13 protein-coding genes are annotated in these 18,060 nt (G+C 35.7%); 3 read left to right on the top strand and 10 right to left on the bottom strand.

The window, feature by feature from the left end:
* Positions 1-5: 5 nt before the first annotated feature.
* Positions 6-3,617, bottom strand: a complete 3,612-nt coding sequence (locus tag ACE1MS_RS07625) for a dynamin family protein (protein ID WP_012293805.1) — start codon at positions 3,615-3,617, stop codon at positions 6-8.
* 263 nt (positions 3,618-3,880) lie between these two features.
* On the opposite strand from ACE1MS_RS07625, the gene ACE1MS_RS07620 reads away from it, so the two are divergent.
* Entirely contained in the window at positions 3,881-4,303 is a 423-nt protein-coding gene (locus ACE1MS_RS07620; protein WP_447402810.1) for a DUF4183 domain-containing protein, read from the top strand.
* A 437-nt stretch (positions 4,304-4,740) separates the two neighbouring features.
* Here ACE1MS_RS07620 and ACE1MS_RS07615 read toward each other — a convergent pair whose 3' ends face one another.
* The 9 genes from ACE1MS_RS07615 to ACE1MS_RS07575 all read right to left on the bottom strand — a co-directional run bounded on the left by ACE1MS_RS07615 (position 4,741) and on the right by ACE1MS_RS07575 (position 16,083).
* Positions 4,741-5,910: a hypothetical protein gene (locus ACE1MS_RS07615; protein ID WP_447402809.1), complete on the bottom strand. Its 1,170-nt coding sequence runs from the start codon at positions 5,908-5,910 to the stop codon at positions 4,741-4,743.
* A gap of 294 nt (positions 5,911-6,204) precedes the next feature.
* A complete protein-coding gene (locus ACE1MS_RS07610; protein WP_447402808.1) occupies positions 6,205-7,278 on the bottom strand; it encodes an EAL domain-containing protein in 1,074 nt (357 codons plus the stop codon).
* 253 nt (positions 7,279-7,531) lie between these two features.
* Positions 7,532-9,268 carry a methyl-accepting chemotaxis protein gene (locus tag ACE1MS_RS07605; RefSeq protein WP_031419456.1) on the bottom strand — a complete coding sequence of 579 codons (1,737 nt, stop codon included), beginning with the start codon at positions 9,266-9,268 and terminating at the stop codon, positions 7,532-7,534.
* Between the two features lie 106 nt (positions 9,269-9,374).
* Complete coding sequence (locus ACE1MS_RS07600) at positions 9,375-10,826, bottom strand: HAMP domain-containing sensor histidine kinase (RefSeq protein WP_036161251.1); 1,452 nt, start codon at positions 10,824-10,826, stop codon at positions 9,375-9,377.
* Positions 10,819-11,481 carry a response regulator transcription factor gene (locus ACE1MS_RS07595; RefSeq protein WP_012293798.1) on the bottom strand — a complete coding sequence of 221 codons (663 nt, stop codon included), beginning with the start codon at positions 11,479-11,481 and terminating at the stop codon, positions 10,819-10,821. The genes ACE1MS_RS07600 and ACE1MS_RS07595 overlap by 8 nt, the downstream gene beginning before the upstream one ends.
* Positions 11,482-11,706: 225 nt before the next feature.
* Entirely contained in the window at positions 11,707-12,009 is a 303-nt protein-coding gene (locus ACE1MS_RS07590; protein WP_036167802.1) for a hypothetical protein, read from the bottom strand.
* Positions 12,010-12,075: 66 nt separating this feature from the next.
* Positions 12,076-12,759, bottom strand: coding sequence for an ABC transporter ATP-binding protein (locus ACE1MS_RS07585; protein WP_012293796.1), 684 nt, complete (start codon positions 12,757-12,759; stop codon positions 12,076-12,078).
* Between the two features lie 12 nt (positions 12,760-12,771).
* Positions 12,772-14,187, bottom strand: a complete 1,416-nt coding sequence (locus ACE1MS_RS07580; RefSeq protein ID WP_036215460.1) for an ABC transporter permease — start codon at positions 14,185-14,187, stop codon at positions 12,772-12,774.
* 621 nt (positions 14,188-14,808) lie between these two features.
* Positions 14,809-16,083 (bottom strand): cation:dicarboxylate symporter family transporter, encoded by a 1,275-nt coding sequence (locus ACE1MS_RS07575; RefSeq protein WP_012293794.1) that lies wholly within the window; start codon positions 16,081-16,083, stop codon positions 14,809-14,811.
* 343 nt (positions 16,084-16,426) lie between these two features.
* Here ACE1MS_RS07575 and ACE1MS_RS07570 point away from each other — a divergent pair, with 343 nt between their 5' ends.
* Together ACE1MS_RS07570 and ACE1MS_RS07565 are read left to right on the top strand one after the other, a co-directional pair.
* Positions 16,427-17,077 (top strand): helix-turn-helix domain-containing protein, encoded by a 651-nt coding sequence (locus ACE1MS_RS07570; protein ID WP_241740720.1) that lies wholly within the window; start codon positions 16,427-16,429, stop codon positions 17,075-17,077.
* Between the two features lie 16 nt (positions 17,078-17,093).
* A complete protein-coding gene (locus ACE1MS_RS07565; RefSeq protein WP_447402807.1) occupies positions 17,094-18,059 on the top strand; it encodes an LCP family protein in 966 nt (321 codons plus the stop codon).
* The last annotated feature ends 1 nt before the right edge of the window (position 18,060 follow it).

Genomic DNA, 18,060 nt, shown 5'->3' with positions numbered 1-18,060 from the left:
TCACCTCATGCGTTTTGTAATTGTGCGTAAATCGCTTTCCAAGAAGCTAAACGGCTTTCTTCTTGAAGCGCCAATCGCTCTGTTTCAATTTGCTCAAGCGCTTGATGATAAATATATAAACGTAATTTTTCTGCTTCCTCTGCAATAAACGTAATGGCCCAAGTCATGAGAGAAACTTTCTGTGCATCTAAATAATCCTGGGCATCCGGCTTTGTTAATGCTTCTAACGCATCGCTCAGCTTCACTTTTTCATTCTTCTCAAAGAAAGCTTTTTGATTACGGAAGTGAGATTTTACGCTAGTATATTTCGAAATATCACCAAATGGGCCTTCAAAATCAAGTAAATTTGGCTCAGAAGATTCAAATGCTAAGAACGAGAAGCTACGGTTAAGCTCTTTTAGCTCCCGTACTTCATCCTTAAATCGGTGCTGCATTTTTTTGCTTATAAACTGTGATAAACGGAAGTTTGTCACACGCATTTCCTGTGTAAAGTCAAAACGTAAGCTTTGCATCACTTCCTTCAACGCATGCTCCAATGCCTGCTGTGCTGGCATGGCCGCAAATGTTGAAGGATTGTATCCTTCCTTAAAGAATTCAGGGTAACGATAGTAGACACGTTGTAGAACATAATAGAGAAGCTCATCAAGCTCTTGCTTTGTCTCACTTTCCAGCATACTTGTATTCAGCACACTAAACTTGGATTGCACATGCTTTTCAAGTACGGTTAATTCCTCTAAGCGCTCGTCTTTACGTTTGAGGTTTTCCTCCGTTTGTGCAATTAAATCCGCTAAGCGTTGCTCTGTTTTGTCAACTTCCTCCGCAAGAGCCTGCACTGCTAATGCACTCAATTCATCATTTAAAAATGTATGGAAGTCGTTTTCAAACGGTGGCATGCCTGATGTTAAATCTGAACCTTCCACCTTCTCCTTTAACGCTAAAAGACTCGATACACCATACAGTCTCGGGAAACGAATACCAAATCGCTGTAATTCTGAACGTACATAGCCTTTTACATCTTCCTGCTCTTCATCCGTTGTTGCTAAATCAATAGCATTCACAATAAAGAACATTTTATCAAGCTCAAAGGCATCTTTTACACGACCAAGCTGAATTAAAAACTCACGGTCAGCTTTGGCAAAAGCATGATTATAATACGTAATAAATAGGATGGCATCGGCATTCCGAATATATTCAAAGGCTACACCTGTATGACGAGCATTTATAGAGTCTGCTCCTGGAGTATCCACAAGTGTAACGCCCATGCGCGTTAATGGACTATCATAATAGAAATCGATATTGTCCACAAAGCATGATTTATTTTCTTGCGCGACAAATTTTTCAAATTCAACGCGATCCACACGAATAATAGTACCAAGCTCAGACTTAAACGTTGGATACCCTTCCTTATAAGCACGAATAAATGATTTGTGCACATTTAAACGCTCATCTGTCAACTGTACTGCAAGCCCTTCGTCAGCACGATTATACGCTTCCTCTAATGACTGGACAGATAAACCAATCGCTGCATAGGACCCTTGAATATCCTCTAACATTTGCTCAGCTGTTTTAAGCTGTACATCGGCTGTTTCATGTGGATGCTCAGGCGATACAGGACGAATTTTATTGATAGCTGCAGTTGTTGGGTTTGGGGATACAGGTAATACCTTCGCCCCCATTAATGCATTAGAAAAGGATGACTTCCCAGCACTAAAAGCCCCAAACAAAGCGATGGTAAAATCTTTTTTCTGTAATCGTTCCACTTTATTTTCAAGATATTGAGCAACTTCAGCAAAGCCTTGTACTTCTTTTACAGCATTGGCGGTATGCAGGGCACGATTAATAACGCCATCGATTGGCAAACTCGTTGCACTAACTGCTTGCTGCACTGCTTCTTCCTGAATGACTTGTTCTTTTGGTTGTAGCATGGATTCATCAAACAAACGAATCTCTGCTAAATCCTGTTTAAAGGAATTTTCCCAATTTGTTAACTGATCATTCGCTACGTTCCGGATTTCATTGCTCGCTTGATGCATAATGCTCGCACTATATTGTTGGTAACCCTCGATTTCAAGTACAGCCTTAATAGCATCCACTTTATCCTGCATGCCTGCCATTTTTAATTTCGAAGGAGCAGCTGTTTCTGTTGCCACTGCTTCTAATGTTGTCGCTTGTGCTTTTTTCCAGCTATCTGTTTCCTGAATAAAATAACGCTTTGTTGCCTCTGCCACACGATTGGCGAAGTTTAATACCGCATCACCTGTTAACAGTGCACCTGCTTGAACTTGCTGCTCAATCAATGCAAATGGTAAGTCAAACGGATAAGCATCAATAGCTGAGGCACGTTCCTCATTTAAAGCACCCACGTCCTTTAATGCTTTTTTCATAAGGCCCTTTAAATGCCCTGTAATTTGCGCATGGACGACATTTTGATAAGCACTATAAGCATCTTCTTTACGACGGTTCCGCTCTTCCTCTGTTTTTTTCTTCGCAGTAAAGAGCCCCCCTACCTTAAAGCCCTCCTGCATACTTTCTAAATAAAGACGTAAGCGATCACGCAAGTCGGCTGGCATAATCGCAGCATTGGCAAGCAATTCTTTACGTTGCTCCTCAAATGTTTCGTTCCACGCCTCAACAGAGAATAATTCAACCTGACGATTTAATTTATTGTATTGCTCTAAAATATCTTGATGGTGTGCCCAGTCATCCGCACTTAAAATTTCTTCATCAATCGCTAAACGATCCTGTCTTTCTTCTATTAAATAGTTATCATGCTCACTTTGCAATAAACGCAATGTATTTGTTGCTGTTTGGACAAGCTGGTCCTGCCAATCGTTCATACTATCCATAACAATTTTCTTTACGGCTTCAAAATCGTTATGTGGGTGCTCAGGCTCTCTCAAAGATGTGAAAAATACACCTTTCGGCACAACGCCCCATGCCGCAAAGGAATTATGAACCGTTGCTTTAAACTCTTCAAAGCTCAATTCATTTTCTTTATGCTTGTCAATCATATTAACAATCAAATAAACATTTGGATTATATTTCATTAATTGCTTCGTAAATTGGAAATTTAACTCCGATTGCACATGGTTGTAGTCCATTGTATAGAATACGATATCGGCAATATGGAGTGCAGATTCCGTCGACATGCGGTGAGCATCATCTGTTGAGTCTACTCCAGGTGTATCCATCACTGTAACACCAAACGGTAATGTTGATGCGCTATGGCCAATTTCTATTTGAGATACCAAATCCCCATTTTTACTAAGCTCTTTTACCGTTTTAAAATCATAGCCTGCCTCAAATTTAACAGGCTTTTCCTTGTGCATATAAACAACTGCAAAGTCTTCCTCTGATTTATGCACTTTAACGATATTTGCACTTGTTGGAATCGGACTTGATGCTAATAAATTCTCGCCAGACAACGCATTAATCATACTCGACTTCCCGGCGGAGAAATGGCCTGCAAAACCAATCACATACTCTTTTTGCTGAATTTTTCGAGCAAAAAGTGATGTTTTATCCATGCGCTCCGTATCACCATTATGCTGATATATTATGTATTGCAAAGCGGCTTGCTTTAGTAGCCCCTCCAATTGTTGATCAAAATCTTTCATGAAACCAGTAACCCCTTTTTCGTTAATTATTCATAATTAGTATTCTACCTTATTCAACTAGCAAAGTATAACACTAATTTACGGTAAAAGGCATGTATGCCAACGCTTCAATTTGACTAGTATTGTTAAAAAAACATGGTTATCTGAAAGAAACCTTATGGAATGATAGATGCTCAACTAGCTTGAATTTTATTTTCTTCATATTTTATAGTAAACGAATTGGGGGCAAAGGTTAATTTTACAAGAATGGAGTGTGATAACACATGGTCAACCCTAAACATGGTCGAATAAACAATGGAAGCTGTGATTGTAGCAATGAGGAGCAATTTATTTGGCCCCGTATAAAAGCCACTAACGGTCCAATCGTTCCTCCCATCGAAATTGTCCCAGAAGGTATAATAATTCCAACGATTAATAGATATTTTTACATTTTAACAAGCGATCTTGATTTAACAAACGGAGCAACCTTGCCTGCAACTCTCTTTTGGAATGATCATACAGATCCCATTACTGAATTTGTGATTTTTTCACCAAATGGCTACGTCAATCTGTATATTAATGCTGTCATGCAAGAAGGCGGTATTTATACAATATCAGCTACTGCCTTAACCATTACTCCTTACAATGGTACTCTATTTAGAGGAACACCTATCATAATTGAATCATTAGGCTTCACCATGAAATAAAGTGTGTGAATAGTTAGGTTAAAGTAATAAGTAGTTTTAACAAAAATAGATAGCTGTTCAAAGAACCGTTCAATTGATAGAATAGCAGGTTATACTGAAAACTACGACCTTTTGTCGATTAGCTTGGGCATGAAGCTTTTTTAGGGTGACTAGAAATCACAAACGGTAATAAAGCAAAAATTAGATAATCGAGAAATACGTAACTGTTGAAGGAAATCTGAAAACAGTTCGTTTTCTTTCGTTAAAGCAATGTGCTTTTCATCATCATCTATAAGATGAGAAATCATATTTTTCTCAATTTAAAAAGCACCAATACAAGTGAAAACTACAAATGTATTGGTGCTTCTATACTGTCACTTTTACTTTTATTCCCTAAATGTCAGATTGCCTGTTGGCTAACAATGGATAGTTTCTCTGTTTTTAAGGTTTATTGAAAGCTACTTTACAGGTTTACTCGCTGGACCACTCACTTTATTTTTATCTTCCTTAATGCCTAGCGCTGCATCAAGCTGCTTCATGCCTTCTTCTTTCGTTAGTGTGCCTGCCTCTACTTGGTCAAAAATAGCCTGCACCTTTTCTTTTGAGATTTCATCAAAGTTCGCTGGTTTAGTTACAGCTTTTTTATCTCCTTTTTTGCCTAGCGCTGCATCAAGTTGCTTCATGCCTTCTTCTTTCGTTAGTGTGCCTGCCTCTACTTGGTCAAAAATAGCCTGCACCTTTTCTTTTGAAATTTCATCAAAGTTCGCTGGTTTAGTTACAGCTTTTTTATCTCCTTTTATGCCTAGCGCTGCATCAAGTTGCTTCATGCCTTCTTCTTTCGTTAGTGTGCCTGCCTCTACTTGGTCAAAAATAGCCTGCACCTTTTCTTTTGAAATTTCATCAAAGTTCGCTGGTTTAGTTACAGCTTTTTTATCTCCTTTTATACCTAACGCTGCATCAAGCTGCTTCATGCCTTCTTCTTTCGTTAGTGTGCCTGCCTTTACTTGGTCAAAAATGGCTTGCACCTTTTCTTTTGAGATTTTATCAGCATTCGCTGGTTTAGTTACAGCTTTTTTATCTCCTTTTATGCCTAGCGCTGCATCAAGTTGCTTCATGCCTTCTTCTTTCGTTAGTGTGCCTGCCTCTACTTGGTCAAAAATGGCTTGCACCTTTTCTTTTGAAATTTCATCAGCATTCGCTGGTTTAGTTACAGCTTTTTTATCTCCTTTTATGCCTAGCGCTGCATCAAGCTGCTTCATGCCTTCTTCTTTCGTTAGTGTGCCTGCCTCTACTTGGTCAAAAATGGCTTGCACCTTTTCTTTTGAAATTTCATCAAAGTTCGCTGGTTTAGTTACAGCTTTTTTATCTCCTTTTATGCCTAGCGCTGCATCAAGTTGCTTCATGCCTTCTTCTTTCGTTAGTGTGCCTGCCTCTACTTGGTCAAAAATAGCCTGCACCTTTTCTTTTGAAATTTCATCAAAGTTCGCTGGTTTAGTTGCTTGCCCTACCACATATTCACTACTCACACTCACTTGAGTCGGAACTTCTGCTGCGAATGCAGACCCCAAAGTGGATAGTGCAAATACAGCACCTAAAGTAGTAGCAGCCAATCTCTTTTTCTTTTTCATGTTTTTATTCTCCTTTTAAAATGTATTTTGTCTTACAGGTTTTATAATAAAGGCATTATCTGTAGTTCATATGGGAACAGTATAGAGATTTTCTAGAGATTTCCTGAAGATAATCTGGAGTTCCCTTCTTTCTTATTCATACCTTCACCTTTTCTTGGTTTTATGAAGCAAAAAACGCAACCCCTTTCTAACATTAAGGGTATTGCGTTTTTTTATGGTATTTTTTATGTAAAAATCCCTTTTATTCTATAGAGGTTGCTTTACTTTCCTTACACTAAAAATGATCTCAATAGCCTAACTATTCTCACATATAAATTTTGTCAATTCATTTATTGTTAGAGGTTTCGATATGTAATAGCCTTGTATGGAATCATATTGGGCTTTCGATAAGGAATTAAGCTGTTCAACATTGTCGACGCCTTTTATGATTACTTCTAGACCCATAGCTTTGATAAATTTTGTCAGTAGCTCCATTACTTTTTTATTTGATTTCCCACTTATAAATAGCCTATCTAGTTTCACCCCATTCAGGGGGAACAAGGTCATATATTGAAAATTCGAGTTTCCAGTACCAAAATCATCAATAAATATACTATGACCTCGATCATGAATAATTTTTAGATTGGCTCTTGCTTCTATTCCCATTATAGTTTCTTCGGTTATTTCAAAAGCAATTCGATGATTGTTATTAAAACTAATTTCATCTAAATGTTGAATTAGCCAAGTAATATCCTTGATTAAGGGCGCTGATAAATGAATCGAAACATAAATAATTTCATTATATCTAATCAATAATTCAACAGCCTTATTTATAATGTTCTTGGTTAATTCTATCAAATTCTCTATATGTAAAATTGGAATACATATACCCGTAGACATAGAGCCCATATCTTCCGACTGCCATCTACTTAGTGCTTCAAAGGATATTTGTCTATTATTGTGTAATATCGGTTGGAAAACTATTTCAAACTCTTCCGTTGCTAAATCTTTCTGTGACATGCACTCTTTTATCTCACTACTTTTCGTGTTTTGCGAATAGACTTGTCTAACGTAATTTAACGCTGGAAGTTTTCTATCTTGGACATAAAGATACTGTATCTTCAAAAATTCAATATTCGATAATTCTTGCATAATCAACTGTGCTTGTGACTGAGCATGGCAGATTAAAATATATTCCTTATCAAATACTCTATACCATTCCACTTCTTGTTGATACAAAGTTAGCTTCCTTTCAACCACGTCTATGTGTTTAGAAGTATTCAAGTCATGCCAACTTATAATCGTAATATATACTAATGCAAAAGTTTTTTTACGTTCAATACTTTTTAATACAGATTTACGATTTGATTCAAATATCCCCGTCTCCATCCTAATTCCTCCAATAGGGTCGTTTCAACCTCCATCTTTTATTAAAAAATTACTATTTTATTGTTTTATAAAGCATATCTGTAGTTAGTATAGATGCTGTATGAAGTTTATATGAAGCATCAACAAAAGATACCATTCCGAAGCTATAAAAAAGCTAACAAATTTATGTGTTCATCATTTTGCTAGCTCTATATTCTTCGTAGCTTCGATGAGAGTATGTTTCTATTTTATAATTCTAATCAAACGCAATTATTCATTCGTTGGTTTTAAAGTTTGATACTAGATTTTGAAGCTCCTGCGACATCTCTGCTAAAGAACGAGAAGCAAATGTCATCTCAGTCATCGTAGCAGACTGTTCTTCCGCTGCTGCAACAACTTGTTGTGTGTACCTCGATGACTGATCGGTAACTTCTTTGGTTTTCAGTATTTCATTTACTAGAATCTCTGTATTCGTATTAATTTCTTGAATTTCAGTTGAGACAGATGAAAGTTTATGGTTAATCATGTCTACATCGGCTGCTATTTCTTCAAAAGTTTTTCCAGCGTTTGCCACATAACCTATACCCGTTTCAACGACACTTTTCCCTTCATTGACCATTTGTGCTGTATGCTGTGTATTAAGTTGAATTTCACCTATGAGTGAAGAAATATTGTTTGCTGCATTACCCGATTCCTCCGCTAGTTTTCTAACCTCATCCGCTACAACAGCAAAACCTTTACCTTGTTCTCCTGCACGCGCTGCTTCAATCGCTGCATTTAAAGCAAGTAAATTTGTTTGTGCTGCAATGTTAGTAATGACCGTAATAATCTCACCAATCTCTTGTGATTTACTTTCAAGCAATCGCATTGCTTCAGTTGTCACTATGTTTTGGTTATTAATGTGATTCATTTGTTCAACAGACTGATTAATAACTTCATTACCATAAAGAGAGACTTTAGAGGTTTCAACGGAAAGGTCATTTAATTCTTTAATATTTTTAGTAATGGCAGTAATGCTCGATGATATCTGCAAAACAGAATGATTTGCTTCTTCCATTCCAACTAGTTGCTTTTCTTGTCCTATAGAAATTTCCTGAATAGCCCTCGTAATTTCATCTGAAGCGGTGCTTGTCTGTTCACTACTCGCAGTGAGTTGTTCGGATGTAGCAGCAACATGTTCGGCTGAGTTCGAAACGGATTCAATAATACCTCGTAAATTTGTCGTCATCGTATTTATGCCTGTCGCTAAAATGCCTAACTCATCCTTATTTTTAACGTTTAAATATGTAAAGGTTAAATTTTGATTAGCAATGTTTTCAACACTTTCAGTAACCATTTGAACAGGAACGGCTAAGTGTCTGGAAAATAAAAATATAACGATTAAACCTATTAAAATACTAATGCCCAAGGTAATCATAATCGTATATTGGATTAAATGAATTCCATGATTAAATGATGTCATTAAGCTACTAGCGCTTACTACCCAACCCCAGTTCGGATCTAAAGCAGAGTAGGCTATTTTGTCTTCTTCGGCATCAGGGTCTTGAGGCATGGCTCTAGCATAATAGGTAAAATCCCCGCCATTTTGTGCTGCGGTTATCATATTTTGCACCATATAAACGCCATGGCTATCTACATTTTCCCAAGCATTTTCTCCTTCCGAGAAAGGATGAGCTACCCTATCTCCACTCGTTCCATAAATAGCAAAATAGCCATCTTCACCTAAATCAACGTGTGTCGTTATTTTACGGGTGCCATCACTTTGTAAATCCCCAATTAATTTTTGTTTTACTTTTTCTTGGGCTTCCTCCAAAGATATTTCTCCAGTTTGAACCGCATAATTCATTGAATCAATTAATTGCAGTGCCATTTCAACATTATTTTTTAACATCTTCTCTCCCAAATCATCCAAGTGCTCTTTAGCAGAGTGATAACTGCTAACCCCTATAATCAAACCTGGAATTAATAATAGGCTCAAAGAAATAATAATTAACTTTGTTCTTATCTTCATTTTCAGTCAATCTCCTATCTAATATAAGACTCAATAAATCTAAATTGATTATTGAGTCGTCTGTGTATTCGGTTGTAGCCTTCAAAAAACTCAATCTTTAAAGCATTTATTTACTTTTAGGAAATGTAACTAAAAATTGAATGCCATTCTCAACATTATTCACAGAATAATGAATAGAGAGTGATATAAATATTTGCTTAACGATATATAAGCCTAATCCACTCCCACCAGTATTTCTATTCCTTGATTTTTCGATTCTATAAAAAGGTTGGAATAATTGTTGTAGTTCCTCTGCTTTAATTTGTACACCCGTATTCATGACTTGAATTTGAATCTGATTTTCTTTTGAATCCTTCGTCAACCCTAAATATACTGTTTCTCCTTGTGGTGAATACATAATTGCATTATGGATAATATTTTTAAATGCTTTTTCTAGTAAAACATTTTCTGTAAATACGTACAGATTTGGGGGAATTTTATTAATAATCGTAATATCCTTTTGAGATGCAAAAAAAACGAGGTCTTTCGTTATAGTCTCAATTAAATCTGAGAGATTTGTTTCTTTCATTTGGATTTTGAATATATGTTGCTCTAGTTGGGACATACTCAAAATTTCACGAACAAGTTGTTCCATTCTTTCTATAATTTTATGGTTTTTTTCTAAATAGAAGTCACGATTTTCATAAGGTCCAATATTATAAATCATTCCTTCTATATACCCTTTCATTACAGTGAGTGGCGTTTTTAATTCATGTGCAACTGTAGCAAAAAATTCCCTCCGTTTTGTTTCGACTTTTCTTTCTCTTTCAATATCATCTTTTAATTGTTCATTTGCTATTCGTAAATCATTCATTGTCTTTTGCAAATTATTCGACATCTCATTTAAACTATTCGATAATTCCTCTAACTCATCATTAGAACGAACGATTATATTTTCTGAAAAATCGAGGTTAGCCATCTTTTGCGCTCGCTCATTTATATAAAGGAGTGGTTTTGTAATAAACCTTGAATATAAATAGGCACTTCCTAGGCTAATACATACAACAATGATGCTAATATAAGGAAGAAAACGTACTAAGACCTGTGAAGCTTCATCGATTGGTTGAAATGTCGCAAATACAGTAACTATTAAATGGTGTCCATTCAGAAATTGTATGGGCAAAGATTGATTAAACGCATTAACAGTGTCTTCATTTTGTGTTGGTGATGATGCTTTTCCAGTAATCGTCGGTGATTGTGTATTTCCCTGAAAATTAAAAGAAGGAGAGTATAAAATATGTCCGTTCTTTTCTTGTAGATAAATGATTGCATTATTTTCTAAGGAGTACTCATCCAAAAGCTCTTTCGCTTCTTTTAATGTTAAATTCTTAGATTTATCAATTATTTCCGTTATGCCAGATTGGAGCTGATTTGTTTTATATTGCTCGTAGAATGTTGGAAGGAAGAAGTATAAAGTTAAATAAATTAATACCGCAAACGATAGCAATATAAGAGAAGTAATCATAAAGAGCTTATAGGTTATTTTTTTCATCTTTAAGATGTTGACAATCCTATTCATCGATTTTGTATCCGATACCCTTTACTGTTTTAATATAGGGTAAATTTAATTTTTTTCGTAAGTTTTTTATATGAGTATCAATCATCCGTGTTTCTCCCGAATAATCATATCCCCAAACCTTTTCTACAATGATCTCTCTAGTAAGCACTTTTTTTTCATTATGGAGTAGTAGTTGTAGAATTTCGAATTCCTTTGTAGTTAATGGTATTTCTTCCTTATTTACATATGCTTTATATCCGTCGCAGTCGACATTCAGTTCATTAAAATTCAAATGATTTCCCCAACTTTTATGATTACTTCTTCTAAGAACCGCTTGCACTCGTCTGATCAACACATGAAATGAAAACGGCTTAGTTATATAATCATCAATACCAAGATCAAAGCCTTTCATTTGATCTTGTTCTTCTTCTAACGCAGTTAAAAAGATAATGGGTATATTAGAATGATTTCGTAGCATTTTGGCCACTTCAAATCCATTGAGATTGGGCATCATAACATCAAGGAGAATTAAATCAAATGATTGCGTGTTTAATCTCTTTATTCCCTCTACTCCATCAGATGCCACCTCTATATTATAATTTTGTGTCATCAAAAACTGCTTAATTAATTCTTGAATTTCTAAATCGTCTTCTACTACTAAAATATTATAGTTCATTAAGATATCCCCCCTAGTTAGCCATTATAACCACGCAATCTGTAGTTTATGTGAAGATACCTACATTATTCCTAAAAAATTTTATATGACCCTTACGCTCAAAGTCTTACATTCATTTCATAAGAAAAGGGTAATCTTCAAGTAAAAAACCCTCAAAGATCCATAGTTAGATTTACAGATCTTTGGGGGTGTTATAGTATTTTTCACTATAGTTATGAAAGAAAATTAATATGGAGATGTTGAACCCTGAATACTTTCTTCTGAATTAGATGTGGACGAATCCCATTGCTCAGGCATTTGTCCACCAGTGAATTCCTCCCATTGTTCTGGGGTCAGCTCACCTCTCGGATTTGGAGATTCCCAATCACGTTGAGCCGGATTCCTTTCATCTAAATACGAATTATAATCCTGATACATATTGCCTTCAGTGTCACCTAAGTCTCGATTGAAATCCACTAAGTTAGTAAACATACCTATTGCTATTCCAAGAGAGACTAAACCTAATGAGGTCGCTATTTTTGTCCACATTATATACCACTCCCATTTTTTTATTCCATCACATTGCACATACATTGTCAGTTAAAATAGCCTCGTTTATTTACTCAGATTTTCACAAACTAAATGGCGTTTTTTAAGATAAACTATCTGATCAGATTGTTTGGCTACTTCTTGTGAATGCGTCACAACAATGATACATTTATTTTCTTGATGAGCTAATTCCTGAAATAGTTCAACGATTTCAGCTGAGGTTTTCTCATCTAGATTACCCGTCGGCTCATCCGCAATTAATAAATCGACATTACTAGATAATGCACGAGCAATAGCGACACGTTGTTGTTGGCCACCACTAAGCTGTAAAACCTTTCTTTTTGCTTCTATTTCTGTCAAACCTACCATTCCTAATAATTCAAGCGCTCGTTTCTTTTTATCTTTTGCTTTAACTCCTGTAATTTCCATAGCCGTTACTACATTTTGTAGGGCTGTCATATAAGTAATCAGATTATAGGATTGAAAAATAATTGAAACAAATTTATTTCTATATTTATCCAATCCAATTTTTTTTATATCTTTTCCTTTATAGAGCACATGTCCTTCTTTGGGGTTATCTAAGCCACTTGCCAAACTCAGTGCTGTTGTTTTTCCTGAACCTGAAGGACCTAAAATGCTATAGAAACAGCCTTTCTCAAAGGTAAAATTAACATTCTCTAGTAAAGTATTCTTCCTGTTATTATTTACATAATAATAATATAGGTTTTTAAATTGTAATATAGTGTCCATGTATGACTCCCCCTACTCATCTTTTAAAAGTATTTCTTTTGGATTTAAGCGAAGAATTGATAGTGCTGGAAGAAGTGTCGATAAAATGGCAATTAACAGTCCTAATCCACCTAATTTCAACACATCTTGTGAAGTTATACTTACATCAATATCATCAATAGGCTTCACGTCATGATCTTGCTTATTCATCATTCCAAATGAGAATCCTAAATTATTTGATTCTTCTTGATTTTCTTGAGAGGCTATAACTTCTTGCTGTAATAAGCTATCTCCCATTTTTTGAGACACTGTTTCACCCGTAATTGTAGAAATACCAAATGCTAGTACCGCTATACACAATACTTCTACTAATAATTGACCAATTAATTTTCTCTTTTTCTCACCGATTGCTAAGAGTATGCCTAACTCTTTACGTCGCTCTTTTATTGTTAACATAATAATAAGAGCTAAAATAATTGATCCTGTAATGGATACTAAATAGACCATCCATTTTGAAGTAGCAGCAATATTCTCAATGGGACCAACCATTTTCTGATATAAAGCATCATGTGCATCTAACTTGAACAGATCAAAATCAATATTGCTTTTCTTTGCCTCCGTTTTGAAGTTTTCAATATTTTCTGGGTCGTCTAAGTAGTATATAGCTTCATTAATGACTGAACCCTCTTCATCACTATCTTTCGTCGCGTCATAATTTGTGTATAGCTTGTTAGATGGATGCATCATAGCTGGTAAATTTCCCTCGAAGTCAGAAATACTTGAGTTTTTATATATCCCTATGATTTCTAACTCTACTTCAGATGTCCCTTCCATTGATTGAACCTTTAACATATCACCAACTTGAAGCTCGTTTTGCTCTGCTAATCGTTTTTCAACTAGCGCTACTTTCTTATTTTTATCCTCAGGTGTTATTGAACGACCTTCCATTATTTCATGCGTTCCATCGGTAAATTCCTGCAATAATTCAGAACTTCTCACGCCTTGAAGAAACGTATTAGGCATTTTCATATTTCCAGAATTACTACTGCCTACCGCACCGCTTACTCCATCATCACCTTCAGCATCGTTAATAGGTGTGTAATCATCTGCTACAACCATGTCACTTTTAAGATAGTTGTAGTCTATTACATAAGGTGATTTAGCTAACAAATCTGCATCTTCTGTAAAAAGTTCAGGGTGTTGTATTTCCCCATTTGGATTTTCTTGTCTCTGCTTTGCCACGTTTTCCATAAGCTTTTCTTCGTCCATTCGAAGACTTACGTCTACACCCAATGTTTGTCTAGCATGATCATTTGCCTTTTGTGACACATTTTGTATGGCAAATCCGGCTAATACAAGATTAGAAACTACTAAAAATACAGTAAATAATATAATCGATTTCCCTTTCCTCGCTTTCACACTTAAAAATGCACGTTTGATAAAATTCATTTCCTTACCTCCTTCGTAGTTCAAATATATTTGACCTATCTGGAGTTAATATGAAGTGAGTGAAAACTTTATCTAGAGATATAAGGGAGTTTACGTGAGTCATATTCTAAAATTTCCAACATGAGCTACCACAAACGCAGTTGAAACAAAAGAAGGTCGACATAAATTTGGATTTATGACTAGGAGGATTTTCAAAAATGTTATTCCATTTTTTTCAGCATCAAACCTGTTGGAAGTAGTGAACTGACGAACATCAAGAAATATGTAAAGTGAAGACCTAAGCCATTTTTAACAAAGCAAATGTTGAGACACTTAAAGTGAAATATAAAGGAGTACTCACCTAAGACATGAACGGCTAAATACGATTTGGCCAATATGTAGAGAAATATGGTACCTTCTCTTCCAATAAAGTAATTCCAGTGAATGCAAAAAGGAATGTAGCAGATGATTTATACACATATATCGGAAGCCCAACGGTTGAAAAAGAGGATTAAGTTTAATTCTTGCCTATAGAAAATATGATTCTAGTAGTATAAAAAAAGCACCTTTACGTTGATGGGCTATGGTTCATCAACGTAAGGTGTTTTTTATGTTAACGAATGCTAAACATTGCGATAAAGCTTATGCTAAATTTTCATTTTCATTAAAGTAATTCTTCATTTTTTCGCGATCGAAACGGCCTTCCCATTTTGCCATCACTAATGACGCTAATGAGTTACCAATTACGTTAACAACTGTACGTCCCATGTCAAGGATACGGTCAATACCAGCAATAAATGCTAGTCCTTCTAATGGAATGCCAACAGTACCTAAAGTGGCTAGCAGTACGACGAAGGATACCCCCGGAACACCTGCAATCCCTTTCGAAGTAACCATCAATACAAGCATTAACGTAATTTGTTCACCAATGCTAAGGTGAATACCGTACATTTGCGCAATAAATAATGCTGCAATCGCTTGATATAGCGTTGATCCGTCTAAGTTAAAGGAGTAACCGGTAGGTATAACAAAGGATACAATATCCTTCGGAGCCCCTAATTTCTCCATTTTTAACATAATACGCGGTAATACAGCTTCAGAACTTGCTGTTGAGAATGCTAAAATAAGCTCATCTTTTAATACTTTAATTAAGAACAATATATTAACACCCGCGAATTTTGCAACAAGTGCAAGTATGACAAATATAAAGAATAGCATGGTTGCGTAAACAAGGATAGCCAATTTAGCTAATGGTATGAGAGAGGCAAAACCATATTTGGAAACGGTTACACCAATTAAACCAAATACCCCAAGTGGTGCAAATTTCATCACAAGGTTAGTTACCCAGAACATCGCATCGGCAACTCCTTGGAAGAAGTCTAAGACTGGTTTACCTCGATCACCAATAGCCGCAACACCTAAACCAAAAATAACAGCGAAGAATATGATTGCAAGCATGTCGCCTTCACCCATTGACTGAATGATATTGGTTGGTACTATGCCTACAATAATATCAAACGGTCCTTCATGCTGTACTTCTTCTGTAGTTGTCACGTATTTCGAAATATCCCCTTGAGATAATTCGTTCATGTTTATTCCAGCACCAGGCTGGAAAATATTCGCGGAAAGTAATCCAACTACGATAGCTACTGTTGTAATAATTTCAAAATAAATAATGGATTTCCCGCCTAATCGCCCAAGCTGCTTCATGTCTCCAGTACCAGCAACACCAACGATTAATGTCGAAATAATAATGGGAACAACAATCATCTTAATTAGATGCAGGAAAATATCACCTAAAGGTTGTAAATAGGTTTCAATTTTGGGGTTTCCGTAAAAAATACCCCCAACAATAATCCCTAAAATCAAACCAATTAAAATTTGACTGGCTAAACTAATTTTAAACTTCTTTTTCAATCCTTCGTACCTCCTACTATTATTTTTTGGGACTTGCCTAATAATAAGAGATACTTATAAAATCCGACAAAATCCGATGAAAAAAACTTTTTATTTTTCGAAAAGTCTGAATACAAGACCTATCCGCTTCTTACTATTAATTGCATTCTACCTAGATATATCAGCCTATCACCACCATTGAAGACACGCCAATGCGCTAATAAATCTTTTAACTAATCACATAAGGCTGCTGGTGTGATTACTTCCATATGGCCACATGATAATGGCCAAGTGTTGACAATTTGTCAACAACATTATACACTTCTGTTCAACAGTTATTTTAATGAAGAAGGGAGAATCGAATATGACGGAAAGAAAAGAAAATGTGACTCTCGGTTTATTGTTGAAAGAGCTATTGAAAGAGCGTTCGTTATCCATGCGGAAGTTTAGTGAACTGACAGGAATTGATACGGCTACGATTTCACGGATAATTAATAATAAACGAAAAGCTACACCACAACATGTAGAAAAATTTGCTGACTGCCTTGGTGTTCCATTCATTCAGCTATTTGAAGCAGCGGGATATCCAATGGAACAAAGACAGGAAGATTTACAATCTGATATTCATACCTCTGTTGATGCCATACAAACCTTTCTTAAGGCATCTAATGTGTACAACAACCAGTTTTCAGTGCAGGATGTTGAAAAGAAATTAGACGATTATGGTTTATTTTCTCAAACGGAAGAAGGCAAACATACCATTCATAAGAGTTTTAACGAAAAGATTCAAAAAGTAGGTAGTGTCGGACCATTTATCAATAAGTTAAAAGAGTTATATGAAAAATTTACTTCAGATAAAGGTACATTATTTGAATTAACAATAATTGGAAGCGCATTATTATATTTTATTATTCCTGTAGATGTAATTCCGGACTATGTATTCCCTATTGGTTATTTAGATGATGCAATAGCAGTACAACTTACCGGAAAATCTTTGTTGAAAAATAACGGATAGGTGGATTTATTAATTTATGGAAAGTAGTAAAACAAGCCGTAGATGGCTAAAAAATTCATGTTTCATATTCGCATTGATGATTGTATTGGGGATTGTTTATTGGTTTTATCAGTACAATAGTGGATTGGCCATGGCAGAAGACGACAGTAACAATGAAGCTGAAGCTGAGGAAACTTTTGAGCCATTCCAAGGCGCAGACCTACAATTTGGTGAGATTAATGTCCTATTGATAGGTAGTGATACTAGAGGTGATGAAGGTAGATCGGATGCGTTAATGATTGGTCACTATAATCAAACGACGAACCAAGTAAAAATTGTTTCCATTATGAGAGATACGTATGTGGATATCCCCGATTACGGAAAGAATAAAATAAACGCTGCGTTTGCTTTTGGAGGTCCCGAACTTGTTAGAAAAACGATTAAGCAAAACTTTAATATTGATGTTAATTACTATGCGATCGTTGATTTTGAAGGATTCCCTAAAATTGTAGATCTTTTAGCTCCCAATGGAATTGATGTGGACATCCCATATGAAATGTCCTATGGCATTGGCATGACATTATTTCCTGGAGAACAAACGTTACATGGTGACCAGTTACTAGCATATGCTCGATTCCGTCACGATCGTTTAAGCGATTTCGGACGAGTGGCACGACAGCAGGAAATTCTGACAAAGGTTAAAGAACAAATTAGTTTTCACAGCTTAATGAATTTACCAAAAATATTAGGTGTTGCAGAGGCATACATCGATACTAATGTTGACAAAAAAACAATTCTGGCGATTGGGAAAGGTTTAATGGATGGACACTCTAATGGGGTAGATACTTTACGGATTCCTGTTGCCAGTTCTTTTGAAAACAAACATGTAAATGTAGGCGCAGTTCTAGATATTGATTTGGAAAAAAATAAAAGTGAATTAGAAAAGTTTTTATCCACCGAGGATGATATACAAATGTCTAAACTAGAAGGAGTTTCCTCTTAAA

This window comes from Lysinibacillus sp. fkY74-1 (assembly GCF_053165895.1).
This window is presented reverse-complemented; position numbering and strand designations above follow the sequence as displayed.

Coding starts and splice junctions, on each gene's coding strand:
- ACE1MS_RS07605 (WP_031419456.1), bottom strand. CDS start 9,268: ATGAAGATAAGAACAAAGTTAATTATTATTTCTTTGAGCCTATTATTA.
- ACE1MS_RS07565 (WP_447402807.1), top strand. CDS start 17,094: ATGGAAAGTAGTAAAACAAGCCGTAGATGGCTAAAAAATTCATGTTTC.
- ACE1MS_RS07600 (WP_036161251.1), bottom strand. CDS start 10,826: ATGAATAGGATTGTCAACATCTTAAAGATGAAAAAAATAACCTATAAG.
- ACE1MS_RS07620 (WP_447402810.1), top strand. CDS start 3,881: ATGGTCAACCCTAAACATGGTCGAATAAACAATGGAAGCTGTGATTGT.
- ACE1MS_RS07580 (WP_036215460.1), bottom strand. CDS start 14,187: ATGAATTTTATCAAACGTGCATTTTTAAGTGTGAAAGCGAGGAAAGGG.
- ACE1MS_RS07595 (WP_012293798.1), bottom strand. CDS start 11,481: ATGAACTATAATATTTTAGTAGTAGAAGACGATTTAGAAATTCAAGAA.
- ACE1MS_RS07585 (WP_012293796.1), bottom strand. CDS start 12,759: ATGGACACTATATTACAATTTAAAAACCTATATTATTATTATGTAAAT.
- ACE1MS_RS07610 (WP_447402808.1), bottom strand. CDS start 7,278: ATGGAGACGGGGATATTTGAATCAAATCGTAAATCTGTATTAAAAAGT.
- ACE1MS_RS07625 (WP_012293805.1), bottom strand. CDS start 3,617: ATGAAAGATTTTGATCAACAATTGGAGGGGCTACTAAAGCAAGCCGCT.
- ACE1MS_RS07590 (WP_036167802.1), bottom strand. CDS start 12,009: ATGTGGACAAAAATAGCGACCTCATTAGGTTTAGTCTCTCTTGGAATA.
- ACE1MS_RS07570 (WP_241740720.1), top strand. CDS start 16,427: ATGACGGAAAGAAAAGAAAATGTGACTCTCGGTTTATTGTTGAAAGAG.
- ACE1MS_RS07615 (WP_447402809.1), bottom strand. CDS start 5,910: ATGAAAAAGAAAAAGAGATTGGCTGCTACTACTTTAGGTGCTGTATTT.